This is a genomic window from Pseudomonas sp. MF6394 (assembly GCF_002018845.1).
Lineage (GTDB): Bacteria > Pseudomonadota > Gammaproteobacteria > Pseudomonadales > Pseudomonadaceae > Aquipseudomonas > Aquipseudomonas lactis.
In genome coordinates, this window is record NZ_MVOJ01000006.1 from 26824 (window position 1) to 48755 (window position 21932).

Annotated in this window: 14 protein-coding genes and 1 pseudogene; 9 read left to right on the plus strand and 6 right to left on the minus strand. The window is 61.2% G+C overall.

Annotated features, from left to right (window positions below):
* Positions 1-10: 10 nt before the first annotated feature.
* From aceF to msrA, 3 genes are all read left to right on the plus strand, one after another.
* Positions 11-1657 (plus strand): dihydrolipoyllysine-residue acetyltransferase, encoded by a 1647-nt coding sequence (gene aceF / locus MF6394_RS08565; RefSeq protein ID WP_054918893.1) that lies wholly within the window; start codon positions 11-13, stop codon positions 1655-1657.
* Positions 1658-2053: 396 nt separating this feature from the next.
* Positions 2054-4747 (plus strand): putative bifunctional diguanylate cyclase/phosphodiesterase, encoded by a 2694-nt coding sequence (locus MF6394_RS08575; protein ID WP_078466496.1) that lies wholly within the window; start codon positions 2054-2056, stop codon positions 4745-4747.
* A gap of 72 nt (positions 4748-4819) precedes the next feature.
* On the plus strand, positions 4820-5467 hold the full coding sequence (msrA, locus tag MF6394_RS08580) for a peptide-methionine (S)-S-oxide reductase MsrA (RefSeq protein WP_032893900.1): 648 nt from the start codon (positions 4820-4822) through the stop codon (positions 5465-5467).
* A gap of 137 nt (positions 5468-5604) precedes the next feature.
* Here the strand turns inward: msrA and MF6394_RS08585 are convergent, their stop codons facing one another.
* The 3 genes from MF6394_RS08585 to MF6394_RS08595 form a co-directional block, all read right to left on the minus strand.
* Positions 5605-6441 (minus strand): 23S rRNA (adenine(2030)-N(6))-methyltransferase RlmJ, encoded by an 837-nt coding sequence (locus MF6394_RS08585; protein ID WP_032893901.1) that lies wholly within the window; start codon positions 6439-6441, stop codon positions 5605-5607.
* 97 nt (positions 6442-6538) lie between these two features.
* Positions 6539-7264, minus strand: a complete 726-nt coding sequence (locus MF6394_RS08590) for a DUF4123 domain-containing protein (RefSeq protein ID WP_078466497.1) — start codon at positions 7262-7264, stop codon at positions 6539-6541.
* On the minus strand, positions 7264-9285 hold the full coding sequence (locus tag MF6394_RS08595) for a type VI secretion system Vgr family protein (protein WP_078466498.1): 2022 nt from the start codon (positions 9283-9285) through the stop codon (positions 7264-7266). Before MF6394_RS08595 ends, MF6394_RS08590 begins: the two co-directional genes overlap by 1 nt.
* Positions 9286-9631: 346 nt before the next feature.
* Between MF6394_RS08595 and MF6394_RS08600 the strand changes: the two genes are divergently transcribed.
* Positions 9632-10579: a hypothetical protein gene (locus MF6394_RS08600; protein ID WP_078466567.1), complete on the plus strand. Its 948-nt coding sequence runs from the start codon at positions 9632-9634 to the stop codon at positions 10577-10579.
* Positions 10569-10958, plus strand: coding sequence for a hypothetical protein (locus MF6394_RS08605; protein WP_078466499.1), 390 nt, complete (start codon positions 10569-10571; stop codon positions 10956-10958). Before MF6394_RS08600 ends, MF6394_RS08605 begins: the two co-directional genes overlap by 11 nt.
* Positions 10959-11049: 91 nt before the next feature.
* Here the strand turns inward: MF6394_RS08605 and putP are convergent, their stop codons facing one another.
* Positions 11050-12534: a sodium/proline symporter PutP gene (gene putP, locus MF6394_RS08610; protein ID WP_014716616.1), complete on the minus strand. Its 1485-nt coding sequence runs from the start codon at positions 12532-12534 to the stop codon at positions 11050-11052.
* Positions 12535-12995: 461 nt separating this feature from the next.
* Here putP and putA point away from each other — a divergent pair, with 461 nt between their 5' ends.
* Both putA and MF6394_RS08630 read left to right on the plus strand, forming a co-directional pair.
* Complete coding sequence (putA, locus tag MF6394_RS08620; RefSeq protein WP_078466500.1) at positions 12996-16949, plus strand: trifunctional transcriptional regulator/proline dehydrogenase/L-glutamate gamma-semialdehyde dehydrogenase; 3954 nt, start codon at positions 12996-12998, stop codon at positions 16947-16949.
* A 644-nt stretch (positions 16950-17593) separates the two neighbouring features.
* The gene (locus MF6394_RS08630; RefSeq protein ID WP_078466502.1) at positions 17594-19396 is read left to right on the plus strand and encodes an acyl-CoA dehydrogenase; all 1803 of its coding nucleotides are present in this window, start codon (positions 17594-17596) and stop codon (positions 19394-19396) included.
* On the opposite strand, the gene MF6394_RS08635 is transcribed toward MF6394_RS08630, so the two are convergent.
* Together MF6394_RS08635 and MF6394_RS08640 are read right to left on the minus strand one after the other, a co-directional pair.
* Entirely contained in the window at positions 19393-19686 is a 294-nt protein-coding gene (locus tag MF6394_RS08635; protein WP_003187971.1) for a cell division protein ZapA, read from the minus strand. The genes MF6394_RS08630 and MF6394_RS08635 overlap by 4 nt on opposite strands.
* A complete protein-coding gene (locus tag MF6394_RS08640) occupies positions 19683-19913 on the minus strand; it encodes a hypothetical protein (protein WP_044270846.1) in 231 nt (76 codons plus the stop codon). The genes MF6394_RS08635 and MF6394_RS08640 overlap by 4 nt, the downstream gene beginning before the upstream one ends.
* Positions 19914-20205: 292 nt before the next feature.
* On the opposite strand from MF6394_RS08640, the pseudogene MF6394_RS35155 reads away from it, so the two are divergent.
* Together MF6394_RS35155 and MF6394_RS35160 are read left to right on the plus strand one after the other, a co-directional pair.
* Positions 20206-20961, plus strand: a pseudogene (locus MF6394_RS35155) (MCP four helix bundle domain-containing protein); the annotation flags it as partial.
* Positions 20953-21816: a methyl-accepting chemotaxis protein gene (locus tag MF6394_RS35160; RefSeq protein ID WP_371101677.1), complete on the plus strand. Its 864-nt coding sequence runs from the start codon at positions 20953-20955 to the stop codon at positions 21814-21816. The pseudogene MF6394_RS35155 and the gene MF6394_RS35160, both read left to right, overlap by 9 nt.
* The last annotated feature ends 116 nt before the right edge of the window (positions 21817-21932 follow it).

Consider the following 21932-nt stretch of genomic DNA (forward strand, 5'->3'; position numbering starts at 1 on the left):
GAGATTTTTTGTGAGCGAACTCATTCGCGTACCTGACATCGGCAGCGGTGAAGGTGAAGTAATCGAGCTGTTTGTGAAGGTCGGCGACACCGTCGAAGCCGACCAGAGCATTCTGACCCTGGAGTCGGACAAGGCGAGCATGGAAATCCCTGCTCCCAAGGCCGGCGTGGTCAAGAGCCTGAAAGTGAAGCTGGGCGACCGCCTGAAAGAAGGCGACGAACTGCTGGAACTGGAAATCGAAGGTGCTGCTGATGCAGCCCCTGCGGCCGCGGCTCCGGCCGCCGCTGCACCTGCACCTGCTGCTGAAAAACCTGCCGCTGCCGAGGCTGCTCCAGCCCCCGCTGCTGCACCTGCCGCCGCGACCGTCCAGGACATTCACGTCCCGGACATCGGCTCGTCGGGCAAGGCCAAGATCATCGAGCTGCTGGTCAAGGTCGGCGACACCGTCGAAGCCGACCAGTCGCTGATCACCCTGGAGTCCGACAAGGCCTCCATGGAGATCCCATCACCGGCTGCCGGCGTGGTGGAAAGCATTGCGGTCAAGCTCGAAGACGAAGTCGGCACCGGTGACTTCATCCTCAAGCTCAAAGTACAAGGCGCTGCACCGGCCGCCGCACCCGCACCGGCTGCTGCTCCGGCGGCCAAGGCTGAAGCGGCGCCTGCCGCTGCTGCCCCTGCGCCGGCCGCAAAAGCCGAAGCTGCGCCAGCCCCTGCGGCGGCTGCACCTGCGCCAAGCGGTGCCAAGGTTCACGCCGGCCCAGCCGTGCGTCAGCTGGCCCGTGAATTCGGCGTCGAGCTGAGCGCTGTTGCAGCCAGCGGCCCTCACGGCCGTGTGCTGAAGGAAGACGTGCAGGTTTACGTCAAAGCCATGATGCAAAAAGCCAAGGAAGCTCCGGCTGCCGGCGGCGCTACCGGTGGTTCGGGCATTCCGCCGATCCGTACCGTGGATTTCAGCCGTTTCGGCGAAATCGAAGAAGTGCCGATGACCCGCCTGATGCAAATCGGCGCGGCAGGCTTGCACGCCAGCTGGCTGAACATCCCGCACGTGACCCAATTCGACCAGGCCGATATCACCGACCTGGAAGCGTTCCGCGTTGCGCAGAAAGCCGTGGCCGAGAAGGCCGGCGTGAAGCTGACCGTGCTGCCACTGCTGCTCAAGGCCTGTGCACACCTGCTCAAGGAACTGCCGGACTTCAACAGCTCGCTGGCGCCAAGCGGCAAGGCGATCATTCGCAAGAAGTACGTGCATATCGGCTTTGCGGTCGACACCCCGGATGGCCTGCTGGTACCGGTCATCAAGAACGTCGATCAGAAGAGCCTGCTGCAACTGGCTGGCGAAGCGGCCGCACTGGCTGCCAAGGCCCGCGACAAGAAGCTCACCCCGGACGACATGCAGGGCGCCTGCTTCACCATCTCCAGCCTCGGCCACATTGGCGGCACTGGCTTCACGCCAATCGTCAACGCGCCGGAAGTGGCGATCCTGGGTGTTTCCAAGGCCACTATCCAGCCTGTATGGGACGGTAAAGCGTTCCAACCCAAGCTGATGCTGCCACTGTCGCTGTCCTACGATCACCGTGTGATCAACGGCGCCGCGGCTGCGCGCTTCACCCAGCGCCTGAGCCAGTTGCTGAACGACATCCGCACCATCCTGCTGTAAGTCGCAGGGCCTTCCTGTTACCGGGAAGGCCCTTGCCACACCGATTTCCGAGCGCCACGCTCGTACCTCAACCCCGCCACTTGGCGGGGCTTTTTTTTGCCTGTGTTTTTTGTAGGAGCGAGCTTGCTCGCGAAGATCGTCAGGACGCCGCGTTTAACCAGAAGACCTGCGTCATCGTTGACGAACTTCGCGAGCAAGCTCGCTCCTACAGAGGAAAGGCATAAACCACCGATCACCCCAATTACAGAAATCACCCATGCGGCCGATAACAGGCTTATAGCACTTAGCCTTCATCCTCTCTTGTCACTGCGTGCTGCATGATGCAACCTTGCCGCAGTCGACAGTCAAGAGGGCGTGAGCCCAGCGCAGTGCGCATTTTCCCAAGCGAGTTTCCCCATGAAAAGCCAACCCGATGTCGCCCGTATGGCGGCCGAGGTAGTGACGCAATTACCGGTGCCTTCGCGCCTCGGTATGCTGCGTTTCGAGCGGCTTAATGAGGCAAGCTGGGCCCTGCTCTACCTCGACCCCAATTGCGAGCGCCAGTTCGGCCTGCCAGCGGTTGAACTCTGCGCCTTGATCGGCACGCCCTACGCCAGCCTGATGGAACCCCAGGCGCGCTACCAGTTGCACGATGCGATCCAGCAGCAACTGGCCCAGAGCCCCCATTATCTGGTGCGCTACACCCTGCACACCCATGACGGCCCGCTAAGCGTTTTGGAGATGGGCGAAGCCTATAAACAACATAACCGCCACCTGGTGCGCGGCTACCTGATGGTGGTTGAGGGGCTGTTCAGCGAGACCAGCACGCCCGCTCCGACCGTCGACCTGGAAAACCAGAACAGTCGCCTGCAAATCGCCCTGGAGCTCAACCAGCGAGCGCAGCAGGAACAGTTGCAGCACCTGGAGCGAGTGCGTGCCCAGCAGGAATTGATCCTGCTGCTGGCGCGCCAACGCTACACCACGCCCAACTCCCTGCAAGAAGCCGCTGAGCTGATCACTCGCAGCGCGTGCGACATCTACCAGATCGACTGCGCCAGCATCTGGAACCTCGAAGGCCATCACCTGGTACCCATCTCGGCCTATCACCGCGCCGATCAACAACACCACCTGCCCGAAGCCATCGACGCCAGTGGCTTCCCGGATTACTTGGAAGCCCTGCATTCGAGCCGCGCCATCGATGCCACCCACGCCCTGCGCGACCCACGTACCCGGGAAATGGCCGAAAGCCTGCGCGCCAAGGACGTCCACGCGATGCTCGACGCCAGCATCCGTGTCGACGGCCAGGTCGTCGGCGTGCTGTGCCTGGAACAAGGCGGCAGCCCGCGCGCCTGGCAGTCCGATGAGATCGCGTTCGCCGGCGAGCTGGCAGACCAGTTCGCCCAGGTCATCAACAACCACAACCGCCGCACCGCCACCAGCGCCCTGCACCTGTTCCAGCGCGCCGTGGAACAAAGCGCCAACGCGTTTTTGCTGGTCAATTGCGATGGTGTGGTGGAGTACGTCAACCCCAGCTTCACCGCGATTACCCAGTACAGCGCCGAAGAAGTCCACGGCCATCGCCTGGCCCAACTGCCGGCCCTGGAAAACCTCAGCGAATTGCTGTTCGACGCGCCCTCGGCCCTGGCCAAAAGCAACAGCTGGCAAGGTGAGTTCAAGAGCCGCCGCAAGAACCTGGAGCCCTACTGGGGCCAGCTGTCGATTTCCAAGGTGTATGGCGACAACCGCGAGTTGACCCACTACATCGGCATCTACGAAGACATCACCCAGACCAAGCTGGCGCAGCAGCGCATCGAACGCCTGGCCTACACCGACAACCTGACCAACCTGGGCAATCGCCCGGCGTTTATTCGCAACCTCGACGAGCGCTTTGCCCGCGACAGCGATAGCCCGATCAGCCTGCTGCTGGTGGACATCGACAACTTCAAGCGCATCAACGACAGCCTCGGCCACCAGACTGGCGACAAGTTGCTGATCAGCCTGGCGCGCCGCCTGCGCAACAGCTTGAGCAGCGGCGGCAGCCTGGCGCGCTTTGCCAGTAACGAATTCGCGGTGCTGTTGGACGACGCCGACCTTGAGACCGGCCAGCAGGTGGCCAGCCAGTTGCTGGCCACCCTCGACAAGCCGATGTTCGTCGACAACCAGCTGATCAGCGTCACCGGCTCCGTGGGCCTGGCCTGCGCGCCGCTGCATGGCCGCGACCCGCAGACCCTGATGCGCAACGCCGGCCTGGCCCTGCACAAGGCCAAGGCCAATGGTAAGCACCAGGTGCAAGTGTTCACCGAAGCGTTGAATGCCGAGGCCAGCTACAAGCTGTTCGTGGAAAACAACCTGCGCCGTGCCCTGACCCAGAACGAGCTGGACGTGTTCTACCAGCCCAAGCTGTGCCTGCGCAGCGGTCGCCTGCTGGGCATGGAAGCGCTGTTGCGCTGGAACCACCCGGAAAAAGGCATGATCCGCCCCGACCAGTTCATCAGCGTGGCTGAAGAGACCGGGCTGATCATCCCCATCGGCAAATGGATCGCGCGCCAGGCTTGCCGCATGAGCCGGCAATTGACGGCCGCAGGCCTGGGCAACTTGCAGGTGGCCATCAACCTGTCGCCCAAGCAATTCTCCGACCCGGACCTGGTAGCGTCGATTGCCACCATCCTCAAGGAGGAAGAGCTGCCGGCCAACCTGCTGGAGCTGGAGCTGACCGAGGGCTTGCTGCTGGAAGCCACCGAAGATACGCGCCTGCAACTGGACCAGCTCAAGAGCTTTGGCCTGACCCTGGCGATGGACGACTTCGGCACCGGTTACTCGTCGCTGAGCTACTTGAAAAAATTCCCCATCGACATCATTAAGATTGATCGCAGCTTTATTCATGAAATCCCGGACAACCAGGACGACATGGAAATCACCTCGGCGGTGATCGCCATGGCCCACAACCTCAAGCTCAAGGTGGTGGCCGAAGGCATCGAGACCGCTGAGCAGTTGGCGTTCCTGCGCCGGCACCGTTGCGACGTGGGCCAGGGCTATCTGTTCGACCGCCCGATCCCGGGTGCCGAGCTGCTGCAGAGGCTTAAACGCTACCCGCGCGGGCCAATCGCCTGACAGCGCTGTAACACTCGGGCACACTGGCTGTCTGACAATTTACTGTTACTCAACCTGACGAGAGGACTGATCATGGTCTTGCGCTCGGAAATTCTGGTGAACAAAAACGTGCTGCCTACTCAAGAACAAGCTCTGCCTGGCCGTGAAACCCCGATGAAGTTGCCCGAAACGCACTTCGTCAACGGCAACCCACTGCTGGGCCCGTTCCTGGATGACGTCGGCTTTGCGATCTTCGGCCTGGGCTGCTTCTGGGGCGCGGAACGCAAGTTCTGGCAGCGCGATGGCGTGGTCAGCACCGTGGTCGGCTACGCCGGCGGCTTTACGCCCAACCCGACGTATGAAGAAGTCTGCTCGGGCCTGACCGGCCACAGCGAAGTGGTGCTGGTGGTGTATGACCAGGCCAAGGTGAAATACGAAGACCTGCTGAAAATGTTCTGGGAACTGCACAACCCGACCCAGGGCATGCGCCAGGGCAATGACATCGGCAGCCAGTACCGCTCGGTGATCTACGCCACCACGCCTGAGCAACTGGCGGCGGCCAAAGCCAGTGCCGCGGCGTATCAGCAAGAGCTGAGCAAGGCCGGCCTGGGTGAGATCACCACGGAAATCGAAGAGGCCCCGACCGTGTACTTCGCCGAGGCGTATCACCAGCAGTACCTGGCGAAGAATCCCCAGGGTTACTGCGGGATCGGCGGCACTGGCGTGACCTGCCCGATCTAGGAAGCTACACAAACCAAAATGTGGGAGCGGGCTTGCTCGCGAAAGCGGAGTGTCAGTCACTGAATTGGCTGACTGATATACCGCTTTCGCGAGCAAGCCCGCTCCCACATTGGGTCCTGCGTTTGGATTTAGATCGGTTATTCGGCGATGAGCCAATCCATCTGCCAGCCACCCTGGGTCTGGCCCAGTTGCTTGGACAACCACGGCAGCAACTCACGCAGTTCCTCTTCCAAGCCCCACGGCGGGTTGGCAATCGCCAGGCCCGAGCCAGTGAGGGTATTGGGCGTGTCCAGCGGATGCACCAGCAACTCCACACGCAGCAGCTTCGGCGCACCGGTACCGGCCAGGTCCTGGTAGAAACGGCGCAACATGCGTTGGTCTTTCACCGGGTACCAGATCGCCGCGACCGTCTGGCGCATACGGCTGACGGCTTCCTTGAGGGACGCCGCGCAACGCTGCATTTCGTCGAGCTTTTCAAACGGCGGGTCGATCAACATCAGCGCGCGCTTTTCCGGCACCGGCAGCAAGGCCCGTGGCACGTGCCAGCCTTCGCCCAGGTGCACTTTGACGCGGCGATCACCCTTCATGTTGTCCTTGAGCAGCACGCCATCTTCCGGGTGCTTCTCATTGAGCAGCACACGGTCCTGGGGCCGCGTGAGGCGGCGCGCCAGTTCCGGTGAGCCGGGGTAGTAGCGCAACTGGCCATCCGGGTTCATCTCGTGCAGCACGCGCATGTAGTCGGCGGTGAGCGGCGGCAGGTCGCTTGCGCCCCACAGGCGGGCGATGCCTTCCAGGTACTCACCGGTGCGGTTGGCCTGGTCGCCCTGCAAGTCGTACAAGCCAATGCCTGCGTGAGTGTCGAGGTAGGCGAACGGCTGTTCCTTGCGCGACATCAGGGCGATGAGGCGGGTCAAGGTCAGGTGTTTGAAGACATCGGCATGGTTGCCGGCGTGAAAGGCGTGACGATAATTCATGGTTGCTCCTGCGCAGGGGGCGAAGTTTACCTTCTACCGACGCAAAGGTGCAGGGCCGCACGGCAGGCGACACGGATGTCACGCTATCACCAGGGGCTCAACCGAGTTGCGAGGCAAGGTAATCAGCCAATGCGCCATGGCTGATTTGCGGCCTGCGTGTGAAGTAGGCGACCTTGTGCTGCAAGGTGGCTGGCGTAAACGCAGTGTAGAGGTCAGGACGCTGCTCCTGGAGCCATTGCAGCAGGTTGTCGACCAGCACCTGCGGTGATTGCTGGGCCATATGCGTCAGCAACGATGCCGGTACCTGCCACCACGGGCTGGTTGGAGCCGCAGTGACTGATTGGGGCGCCACGGACAGCGGCTGGCCGTTGACCAGGTAGCGCTGGAACACCGGCAACACGCGCGCCGCCTCGTCGCCTAATGACTGCCACATCGGCAAAAGGTGCGCACCGTCCCAGAAACGCAAAAACACCGGCTGGTTTTCCGGCAGGTACACCTGGGTCAAGCCCTGCAAATGCGCGATCACCACCTCCAGCGGGCTGGATGAGACCGCCAGCCAGCCCCAATCCGTCGCTTGGGTGGTGGCTATCCACTCGAGAAAGGCACTGCCCGGCTCCACGACGCCAACGTAGGGCATGACCTCATCCCAGTCAGCGTAGGCCGTGCCCGCCCAGATCGGTCGCGGCATCTTTGCCGCGGCCCTGGCTTGCCAGGCGGCGAGCGGCTTGGCGTCGCTGGCATTGCCCAGCACGGCGTACAGCTGTTCATCTGGCTGCAACGGGTATTGCGCCAGCCAGGCACTGGGCGTCAAGGGTGCAGGCATCAGGACGCACTCCGCACAGGGGCGCCGATGTCACACTGGCCGTTCTTGCAGCGCTCGCATTCTTCGCAGAACAGCGCGCTGCGTTTCAGGCTGACCACTTGTGCGCGGCTTAACGGCGCGGGCACCACCGCCAATAAAGTCTCGTTCAATCCAGGCATCAACGGCACCGGTGTCGGGGCAGGCGCGCTGCCGAGCTGGATCGGCACGCTGCTGAATATCCCGCCCGCTGATAACGTGATCGACTGCCCGCCCGCCTGGATCGTCACGCTGGCACCCGCATCAATGATGATGCTTTGCCCGGCGCCCAGCGCAATGGTCTGCCCGGCCCGCATGTGCTGCGAACCGCCGACCACCAGATGGTCATCCTGCTTGAGTTCCGTCAAACGGTTGCCGTGGGTGATGCGCTGCTCCTGGCCCTGCAACTCATGGCGCGACTCGCCGCCCACCTGCACGCGACGCTGGTTATCGACCTGTACCTGTTGGTCATGCAGCACATGCTGGGTCCAGTCGCGCTGGGCGCGCAGGTAGATCTCTTCGGCGCCCTTGCGGTCCTCGATACGCAGTTCGTTGTAGCCGCCACCGCCCGGGCTGCTCCGGCTACGCAAGAGACTGCGGGTCTTGTCCGCTGGCAGGTCGAGGGGCACAGGCGTGGCGGCGTTGGGCAGGCATCCCACCACCAGCGGCATGTCCATGTCGCCATTGACGAACCCCACCAGCACTTCCATGCCCACCCGGGGGATCAGCACCACACCATAACGGTCATGGGCCCAGCCACTGGCTACCCGCAACCAGCAACTGGAATGGTCGTTGTGCTCGCCAATGCGATCCCAGGCCAGTTGCACCTTGACCCGGCCGTATTCGTCACAGTGAACCTCACTGTCAACCGGGCCAGTGACCACCGCGCTTTGATACCCCGACACCGTCGGGCGCGGCTGCTCTGGCAAGGGCGGACGAAACACCGCATCCCATGGCGCGGCCACAAATGCGTTGCGATAGCCCTGGCGCAGTTCCCCTCCATCCTCCTCGGTGACCGCCTCCTCCAGCACCTGGGGCTGCTTGCCTTCATGGCGCACCTGCGTCACCAGCCACAAGTCATTCCAGTCCTCGCGAGGGTGCTCACGCAACTGCAAAAACCGGCCACTGGCCAACGCAGGCTCATCGCCCTGACCATGGGCACTGCGATAGTCGCTGCGGTGCCGCTCCAGGCCACGCTGGGCTAGGCATCTGCCTTGGGCTCGGTCGGAAAAGTTGCCGGGGTAGTGCTGCGCTTCAAGCTTGGGCAATGACTCGTCGACGGCTGCGCCTTCTAGCTCGACATGGGGTTTGCGAAAGTCGTAATCGCGCAGGTTCAGCGCCGTGGTACGGGTTGCCAATTGCAAAGTGAAGCGCTTGATCGCGGGAGTATCGGCCACCATTCCCGAACCTGGCCGGTAAGGCGTAGGCTGATCCATCTGGGCAAACACCGTCTGATCATCGCCAAACACCAGCAGGTGCCCTTCGGGGGAATGCTGGAAGTGATAGTGAATCCCCAGCTCGGCACACAGGCGCTGAATGAACGCCAGGTCGCTCTCGCCGAACTGCACGCAATATTCACGCTCCGGGTAATCACCGCTCAACCGGAACTCAAAGCGGTCACTGTGAATCCCCTGCCCAGCCAACACCTGAGCAACAATCTGCGGCACCGTCTTATGCTGAAAAATGCGCTGGTGGCTGCTGTGTGCCAGGTACGCCAGATGTGGCGCAAGACTGAGCTGGTAACGCGTCAAGCGCCGGCCCGAGTCGCCCTGGGCAACCCGATACACCAGGCCATGAACGCCATGCCCCTGCTCATCGAAGCCCAAGTACACCTGGCGATGCAGCAAGCCCTCCAGGTCGATATCCGGCTGCTCGCAGACCAGCTCAAGTTCAAACCGGTAAGGCTGGCTGATGGCCTCGGTGCCGTTGAACGCGAACACCTTGAAGTCACTGGGCGACCCGTCCAGGGCCAGGGTAAATGCAGGTTGGTTGGCAGGAGCGAACATCCGGTGTTTCTCTGCGAAGGGTGGGCGGTCGATTCTGCACCAGCTTACGGCCGGCCTGAGCTCATACCGGGTAAATCAGTAAGGTCCTACCGCCGTCTTCATTTAATGGGGGGTAGCCGCGTGCTGAAGCCCCATTGCGGTAAAAATCCACACGTCTGACAGAATATTACGGCAGCCCAGTAGCCTGTTTCCCAAACGTAAACCCCCCCCCCGAAACGCCCCTCCATAACCACGACACCCTCTCATCACCTGTTTAAATTGCGCAGCCATGTTCATTCAAAAGGAATGTTTTCATGGCAGGCAATCGCCACTCTTCGAGCCGATCACTATTGCTGGGGAATCTGTAATGTCCCAGCCCTATGCGTTTATCAATGACCAGCAACAAACCTCTGTGGAACTCAAGGCCAAATTACGCTTAGGAAAGCACGCCGAAGCCAAGTTCGACGCGCTCAACGCGCACATTCGCAATGTGGTGGTGCTACCGGGGCAACTCGTCATTATCGGCGACGACACTACCGCAGCCTGTACCCTGCAAGAGTCACGCTTGATGCGAGCCGCCTGGGATATTCGCCACAGCGTGATGGCCGAAGGCGGGGATGCCTTTGCAGTGCACAACTATGATTTGCTGCAAAAGCTGCTGGGGTATACCTCACTGGGTATAGGCACGGCAGGTGATGCCTGGAGCAAGCATTTGCAAGACATTGCAAAAACCCTGGAAGAAATTGATGCCCTGCATAAACAGTCACTACGCCGGGGCGGTGGTGCCGCCAGAGAGGAGTTTCTCGCACGACGCCGAACACTGTTTGCAAGGCTGGACGCTCAACTGCGGGGTTTTGCGCGTTATGGCACGGGGCTGCGCAATGAAGGCTCGATCAAGAAAATGCTAGGTGTCTCGACCAGAAGCTATTTGCATACGGGGGAGATAAGCCGGTATCAAGAGACCATCGCACGGATTTCGAAGACGGCGAAGCTGCTTAAAAACGGGACGCCGTTGGGGATAGCATTGAGTACGACGGTGACGGCGCTGGAGATAAAAGAGGCGTGTTCGACCGGGAGAGAGGAACAATGCAGAAAAGCGAAATATGTGGAGGCGGGTAAATTAACTTTCGGGGTTACAGGAGGGATTATTGGAGGTCAGATCGGCATGGGCTTGTGTGTGGCGGTCATGACCCCAACAACCGGACCACTAGCCTTGAGCTGCCTGTTGATAGCTGGGGGCGCGGTAGGCGCAACCTTAGGCAGTTGGGGGAGTGAGTTGGGCGCCATGGCTGGAGAGGTTTTATATGAGTACTGAGTCCTTACTCAATCTCTCGGTAAGCGCCCAAATAGCGCTCAGCTCCGCAGGCTGTATGCTCATAGCAGTCATATTCGACATTTTCCTGGCTTATCGCAAACTAGAGAAGATGGAGCATCTGCTGAATCAATGCCGCCTTGTGAACGACTACAAATGTCTTCTGGGGAACAACCTTCAAGGGAGATTAGCCAGGCTATGCGTAGTCTATGTGGCGATCGCCCTGCCAAAGTGGAATGCAAAACGTCGCGTCATTAACGTAAGGCAGGTCGAAGAATTCCCTCGACACCTCAAGCTTATGCTTCATGGCATAGCTTTTATCGGCCTGATCGGGGCCGTTGGCGCGACGGTCTTTCATTTCAGGGATCAACTGAATTTTTAAGCCGTACACTACGCCTGTGAACCGCAAAAAAGGCCCGCAGTCCATGGGATGCGGGCCTTTTTCAGTTAGCAAGACGTTAAACGCCGACGAATTACTTGTTCAAGTTGTAATCTTTTTCCGCAGCATCAAAACGCTCGACCATACCCACCGTCGGTGCGCCCATCTTGCTCACGAAGTAGATCGCCAGGCTGGCGAAGATGAAGCCTGGGATGATTTCGTACAGGCCCAGCAATTCAAAGTGTTTCCATACGATCACAGTGATTGCGCCGACCAGGATGCCAGCCAGTGCGCCGTTGCGGGTCATGTGTTTCCAGATTACCGAGATCAGTACCACAGGGCCGAAGGCTGCACCGAAACCGGCCCAGGCGTAGCTGACCAGGCCCAGTACGCGGTTTTCCGGGTTGGCGGCCATGGCGATGGCGATCAAGGCCACGACCAGAACCATCAGGCGACCGACCCATACCAGTTCACGCTGGGACGCGCCCTTGCGCAGGAACGCCTTGTAGAAGTCTTCGGTCAGGGCGCTGGAGCACACCAGCAATTGGCAGCTCAGGGTGCTCATCACCGCCGCCAGAATGGCCGACAGCAACACACCGGCAACCCATGGGTTGAACAGGATCTTGGCCAGTTCGATAAACACACGCTCAGGGTTTTCAGTCACCGGGCCTGCCACTTCCGGGTGCGCCGAGAAGTAAGCGATACCGAAGAAGCCCACTGCCACGGTGCCGCCCAGGCACAGGATCATCCAGGTCATGGAAATACGACGCGCCTTGGCGATCGACTTCACCGAGTCCGCCGCCATGAAACGCGCGAGGATGTGCGGTTGGCCGAAGTAGCCCAGGCCCCAGCCCATCAGCGAAATAACCCCGATGAAGGTGGTGTTTTTCAGCATGTCGAAGCTGGTCGGGTCCTTGGCTTCAATGGCCAGGAAGGTGGTGTCTACACCGCCGGTGGCCAGCAGCACGATGATCGGCGTGAGGATCAGCGCGAAGATCATCAACGTGGCTTGTACGGTATCGGTCCAGCTGACTGCCAGGAAACCACCGATGAAGGTGTAGGCAATGGTCGCTGCAGCACCGGCCCACAGCGCGGTCTCGTAGGACATGCCGAAGGTGCTTTCGAACAGGCGGGCGCCGGCGACGATGCCGGAGGCGCAGTAGATGGTGAAGAACACCAGGATCACCACGGCGGAGATGATCCGCAGCAGGCCGCTTTTATCTTCGAAGCGGCTGGAGAAGTAATCCGGCAGGGTCAGGGCGTCGCCGTTGTGTTCGGTCTGCACGCGCAGGCGGCCGGCCACGAACAACCAGTTGAGGTAAGCACCGACGATCAGGCCGATGGCAATCCAGCTTTCCGACAGACCGGACATGTAGATCGCGCCCGGCAAGCCCATCAACAGCCAGCCGCTCATGTCGGAAGCACCGGCGGACAGAGCTGTCACCACGCTACCGAGGCTGCGACCGCCCAGGATGTAATCGGAAAGGTTGTTGGTGGAGCGATAGGCCATCAGGCCGATCAGCACCATTGCTGCGATGTAGATCACGAACGTGATCAGGGTTGGATTACTAACGCTCATAGGAGTGACGCCCTGGCTTTGTTTTTATGTAGCGACGGTCATGGGGACGGCCACCCGTGGATAACCGGATAGACGAACCTGCATGCCGCGCATTTATGACTGGCGTTTCCCCAGGAAAGCCGCCAGCCGATGAACCCACCCACAGGGTTGGTTGCACCTTGGTGCGCGAATGCTATTCAACAAAGCAAATAAGGTGCAACCAGTTTCTGCCGATTAAGTTGCACCCAAGTATGTTTTAGGACAAACGCGCTTTTTTTGCTCCTTTTCGGAGCAAGAACAGCCGATCTCAGAAGCAAATGCACCAGCGCGGAGCGGATTCGGTCGTGTGTTTATTTTTTTCCGATCAAGCGTCGAACATTTAACCAACAAAAGGGTTGCACCCGGTTGCACCTCGGGATGGGCAAAGCTAATCTTGCCGCCAGCAGATGCCACTCGGTAGTGGCACCCATGAGGATAAAAAAATGGCAACGACCACCCTTGGGGTCAAACTCGACGACCCGACCCGCGAACGCCTTAAGGCCGCCGCGACCTCCATTGATCGCACGCCGCACTGGCTGATCAAGCAGGCGATTTTCAATTACCTGGAGAAACTCGAGGGTGGTGCAACCCTGTCCGAGCTCAATGGCTTGAGCAGCAAGGAGGCCGACGATGCCGGCGAGGTCCAGGCCGACCACGCCCACCAGTGCTTCCTTGAGTTCGCCGAGAGCATCCTGCCGCAATCGGTATTGCGTGCCGCGATCACCGCCGCTTACCGCCGCCCCGAGCCGGAAGTGGTGCCGATGCTGATCGAACAGGCGCGCCTGCCAGCCCCGATGGCCGAAGCCACCAACAAGCTGGCCGCGAGCATTGCCGAAAAACTGCGCAATCAGAAGAGTGCCGGCGGCCGTGCCGGTATTGTTCAGGGCCTGCTGCAAGAATTCTCCCTGTCGTCCCAGGAAGGCGTGGCGCTGATGTGCCTGGCCGAAGCGCTGTTGCGCATCCCGGACAAAGGCACCCGCGATGCACTGATCCGCGACAAGATCAGCACCGGCAACTGGCAGCCGCATTTGGGCAACAGCCCATCGCTGTTCGTCAACGCCGCCACCTGGGGCCTGCTGCTGACCGGCAAGCTGGTGTCGACCCACAACGAAGCAGGCCTGACCTCGTCCCTGAGCCGCATCATCGGCAAGAGCGGCGAGCCGATGATCCGCAAGGGCGTCGACATGGCCATGCGCCTGATGGGCGAGCAGTTCGTGACCGGCGAAACCATCGCCGAAGCTCTGGCCAATGCGAGCAAATTCGAAGCCAAGGGCTTCCGCTATTCCTACGACATGCTCGGTGAAGCCGCACTCACCGAACACGACGCCCAGAAGTACCTGGCGTCGTACGAACAAGCCATTCACTCCATCGGCAAAGCCTCCCATGGCCGCGGGATCTATGAAGGCCCGGGCATCTCCATCAAGCTCTCCGCCCTGCACCCGCGCTACAGCCGTGCGCAGTACGAGCGCGTGATGGACGAGCTGTACCCGCGCCTGCTGTCGCTGACCTTGCTGGCCAAGCAGTACGACATCGGCCTGAACATCGACGCCGAAGAAGCCGACCGCCTGGAGCTGTCCCTGGACCTGCTCGAGCGCCTGTGCTTCGAGCCGCAGCTGACCGGCTGGAACGGTATCGGCTTTGTGATCCAGGCGTACCAGAAGCGTTGCCCGTATGTAATTGACTACGTCATCGACCTGGCCCGCCGCAGCCGCCACCGCCTGATGATCCGCCTGGTAAAAGGCGCGTACTGGGACAGCGAAATCAAGCGCGCCCAGGTCGAAGGCCTGGAAGGCTACCCGGTCTACACCCGCAAGGTGTACACCGACGTTTCCTACATTGCCTGCGCACGCAAACTGCTGTCGGTGCCGGAAGTCATCTACCCGCAGTTCGCCACGCACAACGCCCACACCTTGTCGGCTATCTACCACATCGCCGGTCAGAATTATTACCCCGGCCAGTACGAGTTTCAGTGCCTGCACGGCATGGGTGAACCGCTGTACGAACAGGTTGTAGGCAAGGTTTCCGAAGGCAAGCTGAACCGTCCGTGCCGTGTGTACGCGCCGGTTGGCACCCACGAAACACTGTTGGCTTACCTGGTTCGTCGCCTGCTGGAAAACGGCGCCAACACCTCGTTCGTCAACCGTATCGCTGACCAGTCCATCTCGATCCAGGAATTGGTAGCCGACCCGGTGGCCAGCATCGAGCAAATGGCAACCCAGGAAGGCGGTTTCGGCCTGCCGCACCCGCGTATTCCGCTGCCGCGTGACCTGTATGGCAGCGACCGCGCCAACTCGGCCGGTATCGACCTGGCCAACGAACATCGCCTGGCCTCGCTGTCCTGCGCCCTGCTCGCCACTGCTCACAACAACTGGAAGGCCGCACCGATGCTCGGTTGCGTCGCCAGCAATGAAGCGGCCCAACCGGTGCTGAACCCGTCCGATCTGCGTGACGTGGTCGGCCAGGTACAGGAAGCCACCGTCGAAGACGTCGACAACGCCATCCAGTGCGCCATCAGCGCCGCGCCGATCTGGCAGGCCACCCCGCCCGCCGAACGTGCTGCCATCCTGGAGCGCGCCGCCGACCTGATGGAAGGCGAGATCCAGCCGCTGATGGGCTTACTGGCCCGTGAAGCCGGCAAGACCTTCGCCAACGCCATCGCCGAAGTGCGTGAAGCCGTGGACTTCCTGCGTTACTACGCGGTGCAGGCGCGCAACGACTTCACCAATGACGCCCACCGCCCATTGGGCCCGGTGGTGTGCATCAGCCCGTGGAACTTCCCGCTCGCCATCTTCAGCGGTCAGGTAGCTGCTGCACTGGCTGCCGGTAACCCGGTGCTGGCCAAGCCTGCCGAGCAGACGCCGCTGGTGGCTGCCCAGGCCGTACGCATCCTGCTTGAAGCTGGCATTCCGGAAGGCGTGCTGCAACTGCTGCCAGGCCAGGGCGAAAGCGTCGGTGCCCGCCTGGTGGGTGATGATCGCGTCAAAGGCGTGATGTTCACCGGTTCTACCGAAGTGGCGCGCCTGCTGCAACGCAATGTCGCCGGTCGCCTGGATGCCCAGGGTCGCCCGATTCCGTTGATCGCCGAAACCGGTGGCCAGAACGCGATGATCGTCGACTCCTCGGCGCTGACCGAACAAGTGGTGATCGACGTCGTCTCGTCGGCCTTTGACAGCGCCGGCCAACGTTGCTCGGCGCTGCGTGTACTGTGCCTGCAGGAAGATTCGGCAGACCGTGTGGTCGAAATGCTCAAGGGCGCCATGGCTGAATGCCGCCTGGGTAACCCGGAACGCCTGTCGGTGGACATCGGCCCGGTGATCGATGCCGAAGCCAAGGCGGGTATCGAGAAACACATCCAGGCCATGCGCGACAAAGGCCGCAACGTTTACCAGGTGGCGATTGCCGACGGTGAAGAGATCAAGCGCGGCACCTTCGTGATGCCGACCCTGATCGAGCTGGAAAGCTTCGACGAACTGCAACGCGAGATCTTCGGCCCGGTACTGCACGTGGTGCGCTACAAGCGCAAAGAGATCGACCAGCTCATCGGCCAGATCAACGCTTCCGGCTACGGCCTGACCCTGGGCGTGCACACGCGCATCGACGAGACCATCGCCAAGGTGATCGACAACGTCAATGCCGGTAACGTCTACGTCAACCGCAACATTGTGGGTGCCGTGGTCGGCGTGCAACCGTTCGGCGGCGAAGGCCTGTCGGGTACTGGCCCGAAAGCCGGTGGCCCGCTGTACCTGTACCGCTTGTTGTCGACCCGTCCTACCGATGCGATCGAGCAATCCTTCGTACGAGGTGACAAGTTGGCCGCGCCGGACGTGCGCCTGCGTGATGCCATGAGCCAATCGCTGACCGCCCTGAAAACCTGGGCCGACGGCCATAAGTTCAGTGAACTGAGCGCCCTGTGCACGCAGTTCGCCGCCCAGTCGCAAAGCGGTATCACCCGCCAACTGGCCGGCCCGACCGGCGAGCGCAACAGCTACGCCATCCTGCCGCGCGAGCACGTGCTGTGCCTGGCCGACGTGGAAGGCGACCTGCTGACCCAACTGGCGGCGGTATTGGCCGTCGGCGGTTCGGCGGTATGGCCGGAAACCGAGCTGACCAAGGCCTTGTTCCCGCGCTTGCCGAAAGAAATTCAGGCGAAGATCAAGCGCGTGGCCGACTGGACCAAGGACGACGTGGTGTTTGACGCCGTGCTGCATCACGGTGATTCCGACCAACTGCGTGCGGTGTGCCAGCAAGTGGCGCAGCGCGGTGGGGCGATTGTTGGGGTGCATGGTATGTCGCAAGGCGAAACGGCGATTGCGCTGGAGCGTCTGGTGATTGAGCGTGCGTTGAGCGTTAACACTGCTGCAGCGGGTGGTAACGCCAGCCTGATGACCATCGGCTAACTGACACAGTGCAGTAAAAGTGTGGGAGCTGGCTTGCCTGCGATAGCGGCCTGCCAGCCGAAGCCTATCTACCTGACACCCCAACGATCCAACTGTGGGAGCGGGCTTGCTCGCGAAGGCGGTCTGGCAATCAACGCAGTTGGATTGTGTACATATCCATTCCTGGGGTAACGGCCACTTAGGGTTCCGCCCTGACGGCGGCTCACTTTTGAAAAGCGCAAAAGTAAGCAAAACGCTCTTGCCCCACCACTCGGCACCTCGCTTGGGCTCGGTGTGCCCGTAATCCGCCAGTGATTTGGGGGGCCGCCGCCACGCGCCATCCATGGCGCGGGGCGGCTAAACCGGCATCCCTGCCGGTTTACCCCCCAAATCACTGTCGAATTCCGGCCAGCGTGGTTTAACGGGGCGCCTGAGATCAAAAGCAGATCAAGATCAAGAGCGGCTCGCTTCGCATCGTGGTTACCGTCTGCTGTTACAACCCACAAAGTTGTGTAGATACCTATGCCCATCGCAAACAAGCCACCCCACTGATCGCGCTCCACCTTGCGCCAGCGTTCTGCCCTTCTATCACTTAAATCAATCTTGCTATCCACCCTCCATTCGCGCACTTAGACTCAGGCCAATTCCTTCAAAGGTACGCCGCCATGTCCGAGACGCTGCTCAGTTCCCGCAATCTGGCTTTCGAGCTGTATGAAGTCCTCGATGCCGAGGGCCTGACCCAGCGCGAGCGGTTTGCCGAGCACAACCGCGAAACCTTCGATGCCGCCATCAGCACGGCGCGCACCATCGCAGAAAAATACTTCGCCCCGCACAACCGCAAGAACGACGAAAACGAACCGCGCTATGAAAACGGCCAGGCGATCCTGATCCCTGAGGTAAAACCGGCGGTGGACGCCTTCCTTGAAGCCGGCTTCCTCAACGCAGCCCGCAGCTTTGAAGCAGGTGGCATGCAACTGCCGACGCTATTGTCCCAGGCCTGCTTCGCGCACTTCCAATCGGCCAACGCCGCCTCGACGTCCTACCCGTTCCTGACCATGGGCGCCGCCAACCTGATCGAAAGCTTCGGCACTGAGGAACAGAAACAGCGCTTCCTGCAGCCGATGATCGACGGGCGCTTCTTCGGCACCATGGCCCTGACCGAGCCCCATGCCGGTTCTTCCCTGTCGGACATTCGGACCCGTGCAGAACCAGCGGCTGACGGCAGTTATCGGCTCAAGGGCAACAAGATCTTTATCTCCGGTGGCGACCACCCGCTGTCGGAAAACATCGTGCACATGGTGCTGGCCAAGTTGCCGGATGCACCTGCGGGGGTGAAGGGCATTTCGCTGTTTATCGTGCCCAAGTTCCTGGTCAACGATGACGGCAGCCTGGGCGCTCGCAACGATGTGCTGCTGGCGGGGCTGTTCCACAAGATGGGCTGGCGCGGCACCACGTCCACGGCGCTTAACTTCGGCGATAACGGCAACTGCGTCGGCTATCTGGTGGGCAAACCGCACCAGGGCCTGAGCTGCATGTTCCAGATGATGAACGAGGCGCGCATCGGCGTGGGCATGGGCGCGGTGATGCTCGGTTACGCCGGCTACCTTTATTCCCTGGACTACGCCCGCGAACGGCCCCAGGGGCGCCTGCCCGACAGCAAAGACCCGAGCACCGCCCCGGTGGCGATCATCCAGCACGCCGACATCAAGCGCATGCTGCTGACCCAGAAAGCCTATGTGGAAGGCGCCTTCGATCTCGGCCTCTACGCGGCGCGGCTGTTCGACGACACCACCACCCTGGCAACCGACACCGAGCGCAAGCACGCCCACGAACTGCTGGACCTGCTCACGCCAATCGTCAAATCCTGGCCGTCGGAGTTCTGCCTCAAGGCCAACGAGTTGGCGATCCAGATTCTCGGCGGCCACGGTTACACCCGCGAATACCCGGTGGAGCAGTACTACCGCGACAACCGCCTGAACCCGATCCATGAAGGCACCCACGGCATCCAGTCCCTGGACCTGCTCGGGCGCAAATTGGCGCAGAACGGTGGTGCCGGCTTGAAGCAACTGATTCGCCTGATCGCCGAGACCGGCGCCCGGGCGCAAAAGCACCCTTCACTCACGGCACTGCGAGAGCCCCTGGAGCAACTGGTAAACCGGCTGCAAAGCGTGACGATTGGCCTACTCACCGATCTCGCCCAAGGCAAGGTCAACAGCAGCCTGGCGAACTCGGCGCTGTACTTGAAAGTGTTCGGGCACACGGTGATTGGCTGGCGCTGGCTGGAACAGGCGATCCGCGCCGAAGAAGGGCTGGCCAAGGGCAACGCGGCCGATGCGGCCTTTTACAAGGGCAAGCTCCAGGCCGCCCGGTACTTCCTGACCTGGGAAGTACCGAGCTGCCATCATGAACTGGCGATTCTGGAGGCACGCGACGATACGTGCCTGGGCATGCAAGACGAGTGGTTCTAAGGCTGACCGATCACCTTGGAAATCACATCGACCGTGGCGCTGACTTGCTCTTGGTAACGGTCGAGTTCCTGCTGGTGCGCCTGTTGCATTTCAATCTGCTCGGCGCACAGGTTCAGCGCGGCCAATACCAATAGCTTGTCACCGATCAGGGTCGGGTACTTTTTCTTGGTAACGGCCAGGGAGGCCTTGAGCATGGTCACGGCATGCATCAGGGTCTGATCTTCGCCGGCCGGTGCCTTGATCGAGTAATCCTCTCCGAGAATCGAAACGACCTTTATGCCCTCACTCATGCGCTGACAGGCCCTGCACTCACACGCTCAACCAGCGCCTGGATGCGGGCGGCGGTGGCGCCGTGCTTTTCTTCCTGTTCCATCAGGTTCAGTTGCAGGCTTTCGTTTTCGTCCTTGGCGCGAGCCAGCTCGGCCTTGAGGGATTCGTTGCTGCCCAGCAGTTCTTGATTCTGCTGTACGAGGTCGCTGACCAGTTGTTCCAATTGGCTGAGGGATGCTTCTAACATTTTGATTTCTCGGGCGTTTAAAAAGGGCGGTGACGATAAAGAAAATTCACCTCGGATGCCAGGGTTATCCCTGGCCGCGCAGCCCGATGTTGCAAGGCCGGGCCGCACTTTCGAGCCTTAGTGACTGCATTTACCCGATCTGGTTCCTGAACTCACCCAACCCCTGGTCCGATGCGACAAAAGCGCGCGCCCCCTTAAGACTTTAGTCGCAGGGCCGATAAGGCGGGCACACCTCGTCTCATGGCCGCATGGATAGCGCCTCCCCCAGGACTCCAGCATGTCTCTTCGTAATATGAATATCGCCCCGAGGGCCTTCCTCGGCTTCGCGTTTATTGGCGCCTTGATGTTGTTGCTCGGTGTGTTCGCCCTGAACCAGATGAGCAAAATTCGTGCAGCCACCGAGGACATCACCTCGGCCAGCGTGCCCAGCATTCGCGCCCTGGATGAATTCACCCAACTGACCCTGCGCCTGCGCGTGCTGTCGTACCGCTTGCTGACCAACCGCGAGCCGGACGTACAGCAAAAGACCCTGGAAGCCTTTGAACTGCGCAATCAGCAGATTCGTACAGCCCAGGGCATCTATGAAAAACTGATCTCCAGCACCGAAGAGCGCAACGCCTACAACGAGTACGTGCGCCTATTGGGCCAGTACCGTCAGATTGAAGAGCGCATGAAGAGCCTGTCTCGCGCCAATCAGGTCAACGAGCTGCGCACCCTGCTCAACACCGAGTTGCTGGACAACTCCGAGCAGGTCAACGCCGTGTTGACCCGCTTGCTGGACATCAATAACAACGACGCCAACGCCACCAACCAGCGCGCCAAAGACCAATACGACATGGCCTTTGACCTGGTGGTAGGCCTGCTGGTGGTTGCCACGGCGCTGACCTTGCTGTTCGCCTGGTTGCTGACCCGCAGCATCACCCTGCCCATCGCCCAGGCGCTGGAAGCCGCCGAAGAAGTGGCCGAAGGCAACCTGACGCGCCCGATCACCGTGGACGGCAACGACGAAGCCGGGCGCCTGCTCGCGGCCATGGCCAAGATGCAGCACAAACTGCGCGACACCCTGCAACGCATCGCCGGCTCCGCCACCCAGCTGGCGTCTGCCGCTGAAGAGCTCAATGCAGTCACCGACGAAAGCGCCCGTGGCCTGACCCAGCAGAACAACGAAATCGAACAGGCCGCCACTGCCGTCAACGAGATGACCAGCGCGGTGGAAGAAGTCGCACGCAATGCGGTGAGCACCTCCGAAGCCTCGCGCAACGCCACCACGTCTGCCGGTGACGGCCGCGACCTGGTGCAAGAAACCGTCAGCGCCATCGAACGCATGAGTACCGACGTGCAAGCCACCGCCTCCCTGATTGGCGACCTGGCTAATGAGTCGCGGGATATCGGCAAAGTGCTGGACGTGATCCGTGGCCTGGCCGACCAGACCAACCTGCTGGCCCTCAATGCCGCGATCGAAGCCGCCCGAGCCGGGGAAGCCGGGCGTGGTTTCGCCGTGGTGGCCGATGAAGTGCGCGCGTTGGCCCATCGCACCCAGCAGTCCACCAGCGAAATCGAGCGCATGATCGGCAGCATCCAGACAGGCACCGAACACGCGGTGGACTCGATGCGCAACAGCACCGAGCGCGCCGAGTCGACACTCAACATCGCCCGCGGCGCGGGCCTGTCGCTGGACACCATCAACACGGCGATTGTGGAGATCAACGAGCGCAACCTGGTGATCGCCAGCGCGGCGGAAGAACAGGCCCAAGTGGCGCGGGAAGTGGACCGCAACCTGGTGAACATCCGTGACCTGTCGGTGCAATCGGCCACGGGCGCCAGCCAGACCAGTGCGGCGAGCGGTGAGTTGTCGCGCTTGGCGGTGGACTTGAATGGGATGGTCGGCCGCTTCCGCCTCTAGCCCTAAAAACCGCCCCACCCTTGTAGGAGCGAGCTTGCTCGCTCCTACAGAGGCAGCCCCCTCGCACATTTGCCTGTGCGCGAATCAGAAAAAGCTTTTTGACAGCGCAGCAATTC

What these genes read in the sequence shown, in the direction of transcription:
- MF6394_RS08575 (WP_078466496.1), top strand. Translation starts at nt 2,054, where the DNA reads ATGAAAAGCCAACCCGATGTCGCCCGTATGGCGGCCGAGGTAGTGACG.
- msrA (WP_032893900.1), top strand. Translation starts at nt 4,820, where the DNA reads ATGGTCTTGCGCTCGGAAATTCTGGTGAACAAAAACGTGCTGCCTACT.
- MF6394_RS08585 (WP_032893901.1), bottom strand. Translation starts at nt 6,441, where the DNA reads ATGAATTATCGTCACGCCTTTCACGCCGGCAACCATGCCGATGTCTTC.
- MF6394_RS08590 (WP_078466497.1), bottom strand. Translation starts at nt 7,264, where the DNA reads ATGCCTGCACCCTTGACGCCCAGTGCCTGGCTGGCGCAATACCCGTTG.
- MF6394_RS08595 (WP_078466498.1), bottom strand. Translation starts at nt 9,285, where the DNA reads ATGTTCGCTCCTGCCAACCAACCTGCATTTACCCTGGCCCTGGACGGG.
- MF6394_RS08600 (WP_078466567.1), top strand. Translation starts at nt 9,632, where the DNA reads ATGTCCCAGCCCTATGCGTTTATCAATGACCAGCAACAAACCTCTGTG.
- MF6394_RS08605 (WP_078466499.1), top strand. Translation starts at nt 10,569, where the DNA reads ATGAGTACTGAGTCCTTACTCAATCTCTCGGTAAGCGCCCAAATAGCG.
- putP (WP_014716616.1), bottom strand. Translation starts at nt 12,534, where the DNA reads ATGAGCGTTAGTAATCCAACCCTGATCACGTTCGTGATCTACATCGCA.
- putA (WP_078466500.1), top strand. Translation starts at nt 12,996, where the DNA reads ATGGCAACGACCACCCTTGGGGTCAAACTCGACGACCCGACCCGCGAA.
- MF6394_RS08630 (WP_078466502.1), top strand. Translation starts at nt 17,594, where the DNA reads ATGTCCGAGACGCTGCTCAGTTCCCGCAATCTGGCTTTCGAGCTGTAT.
- MF6394_RS08635 (WP_003187971.1), bottom strand. Translation starts at nt 19,686, where the DNA reads ATGAGTGAGGGCATAAAGGTCGTTTCGATTCTCGGAGAGGATTACTCG.
- MF6394_RS08640 (WP_044270846.1), bottom strand. Translation starts at nt 19,913, where the DNA reads ATGTTAGAAGCATCCCTCAGCCAATTGGAACAACTGGTCAGCGACCTC.
- MF6394_RS35160 (WP_371101677.1), top strand. Translation starts at nt 20,953, where the DNA reads ATGCAGCACAAACTGCGCGACACCCTGCAACGCATCGCCGGCTCCGCC.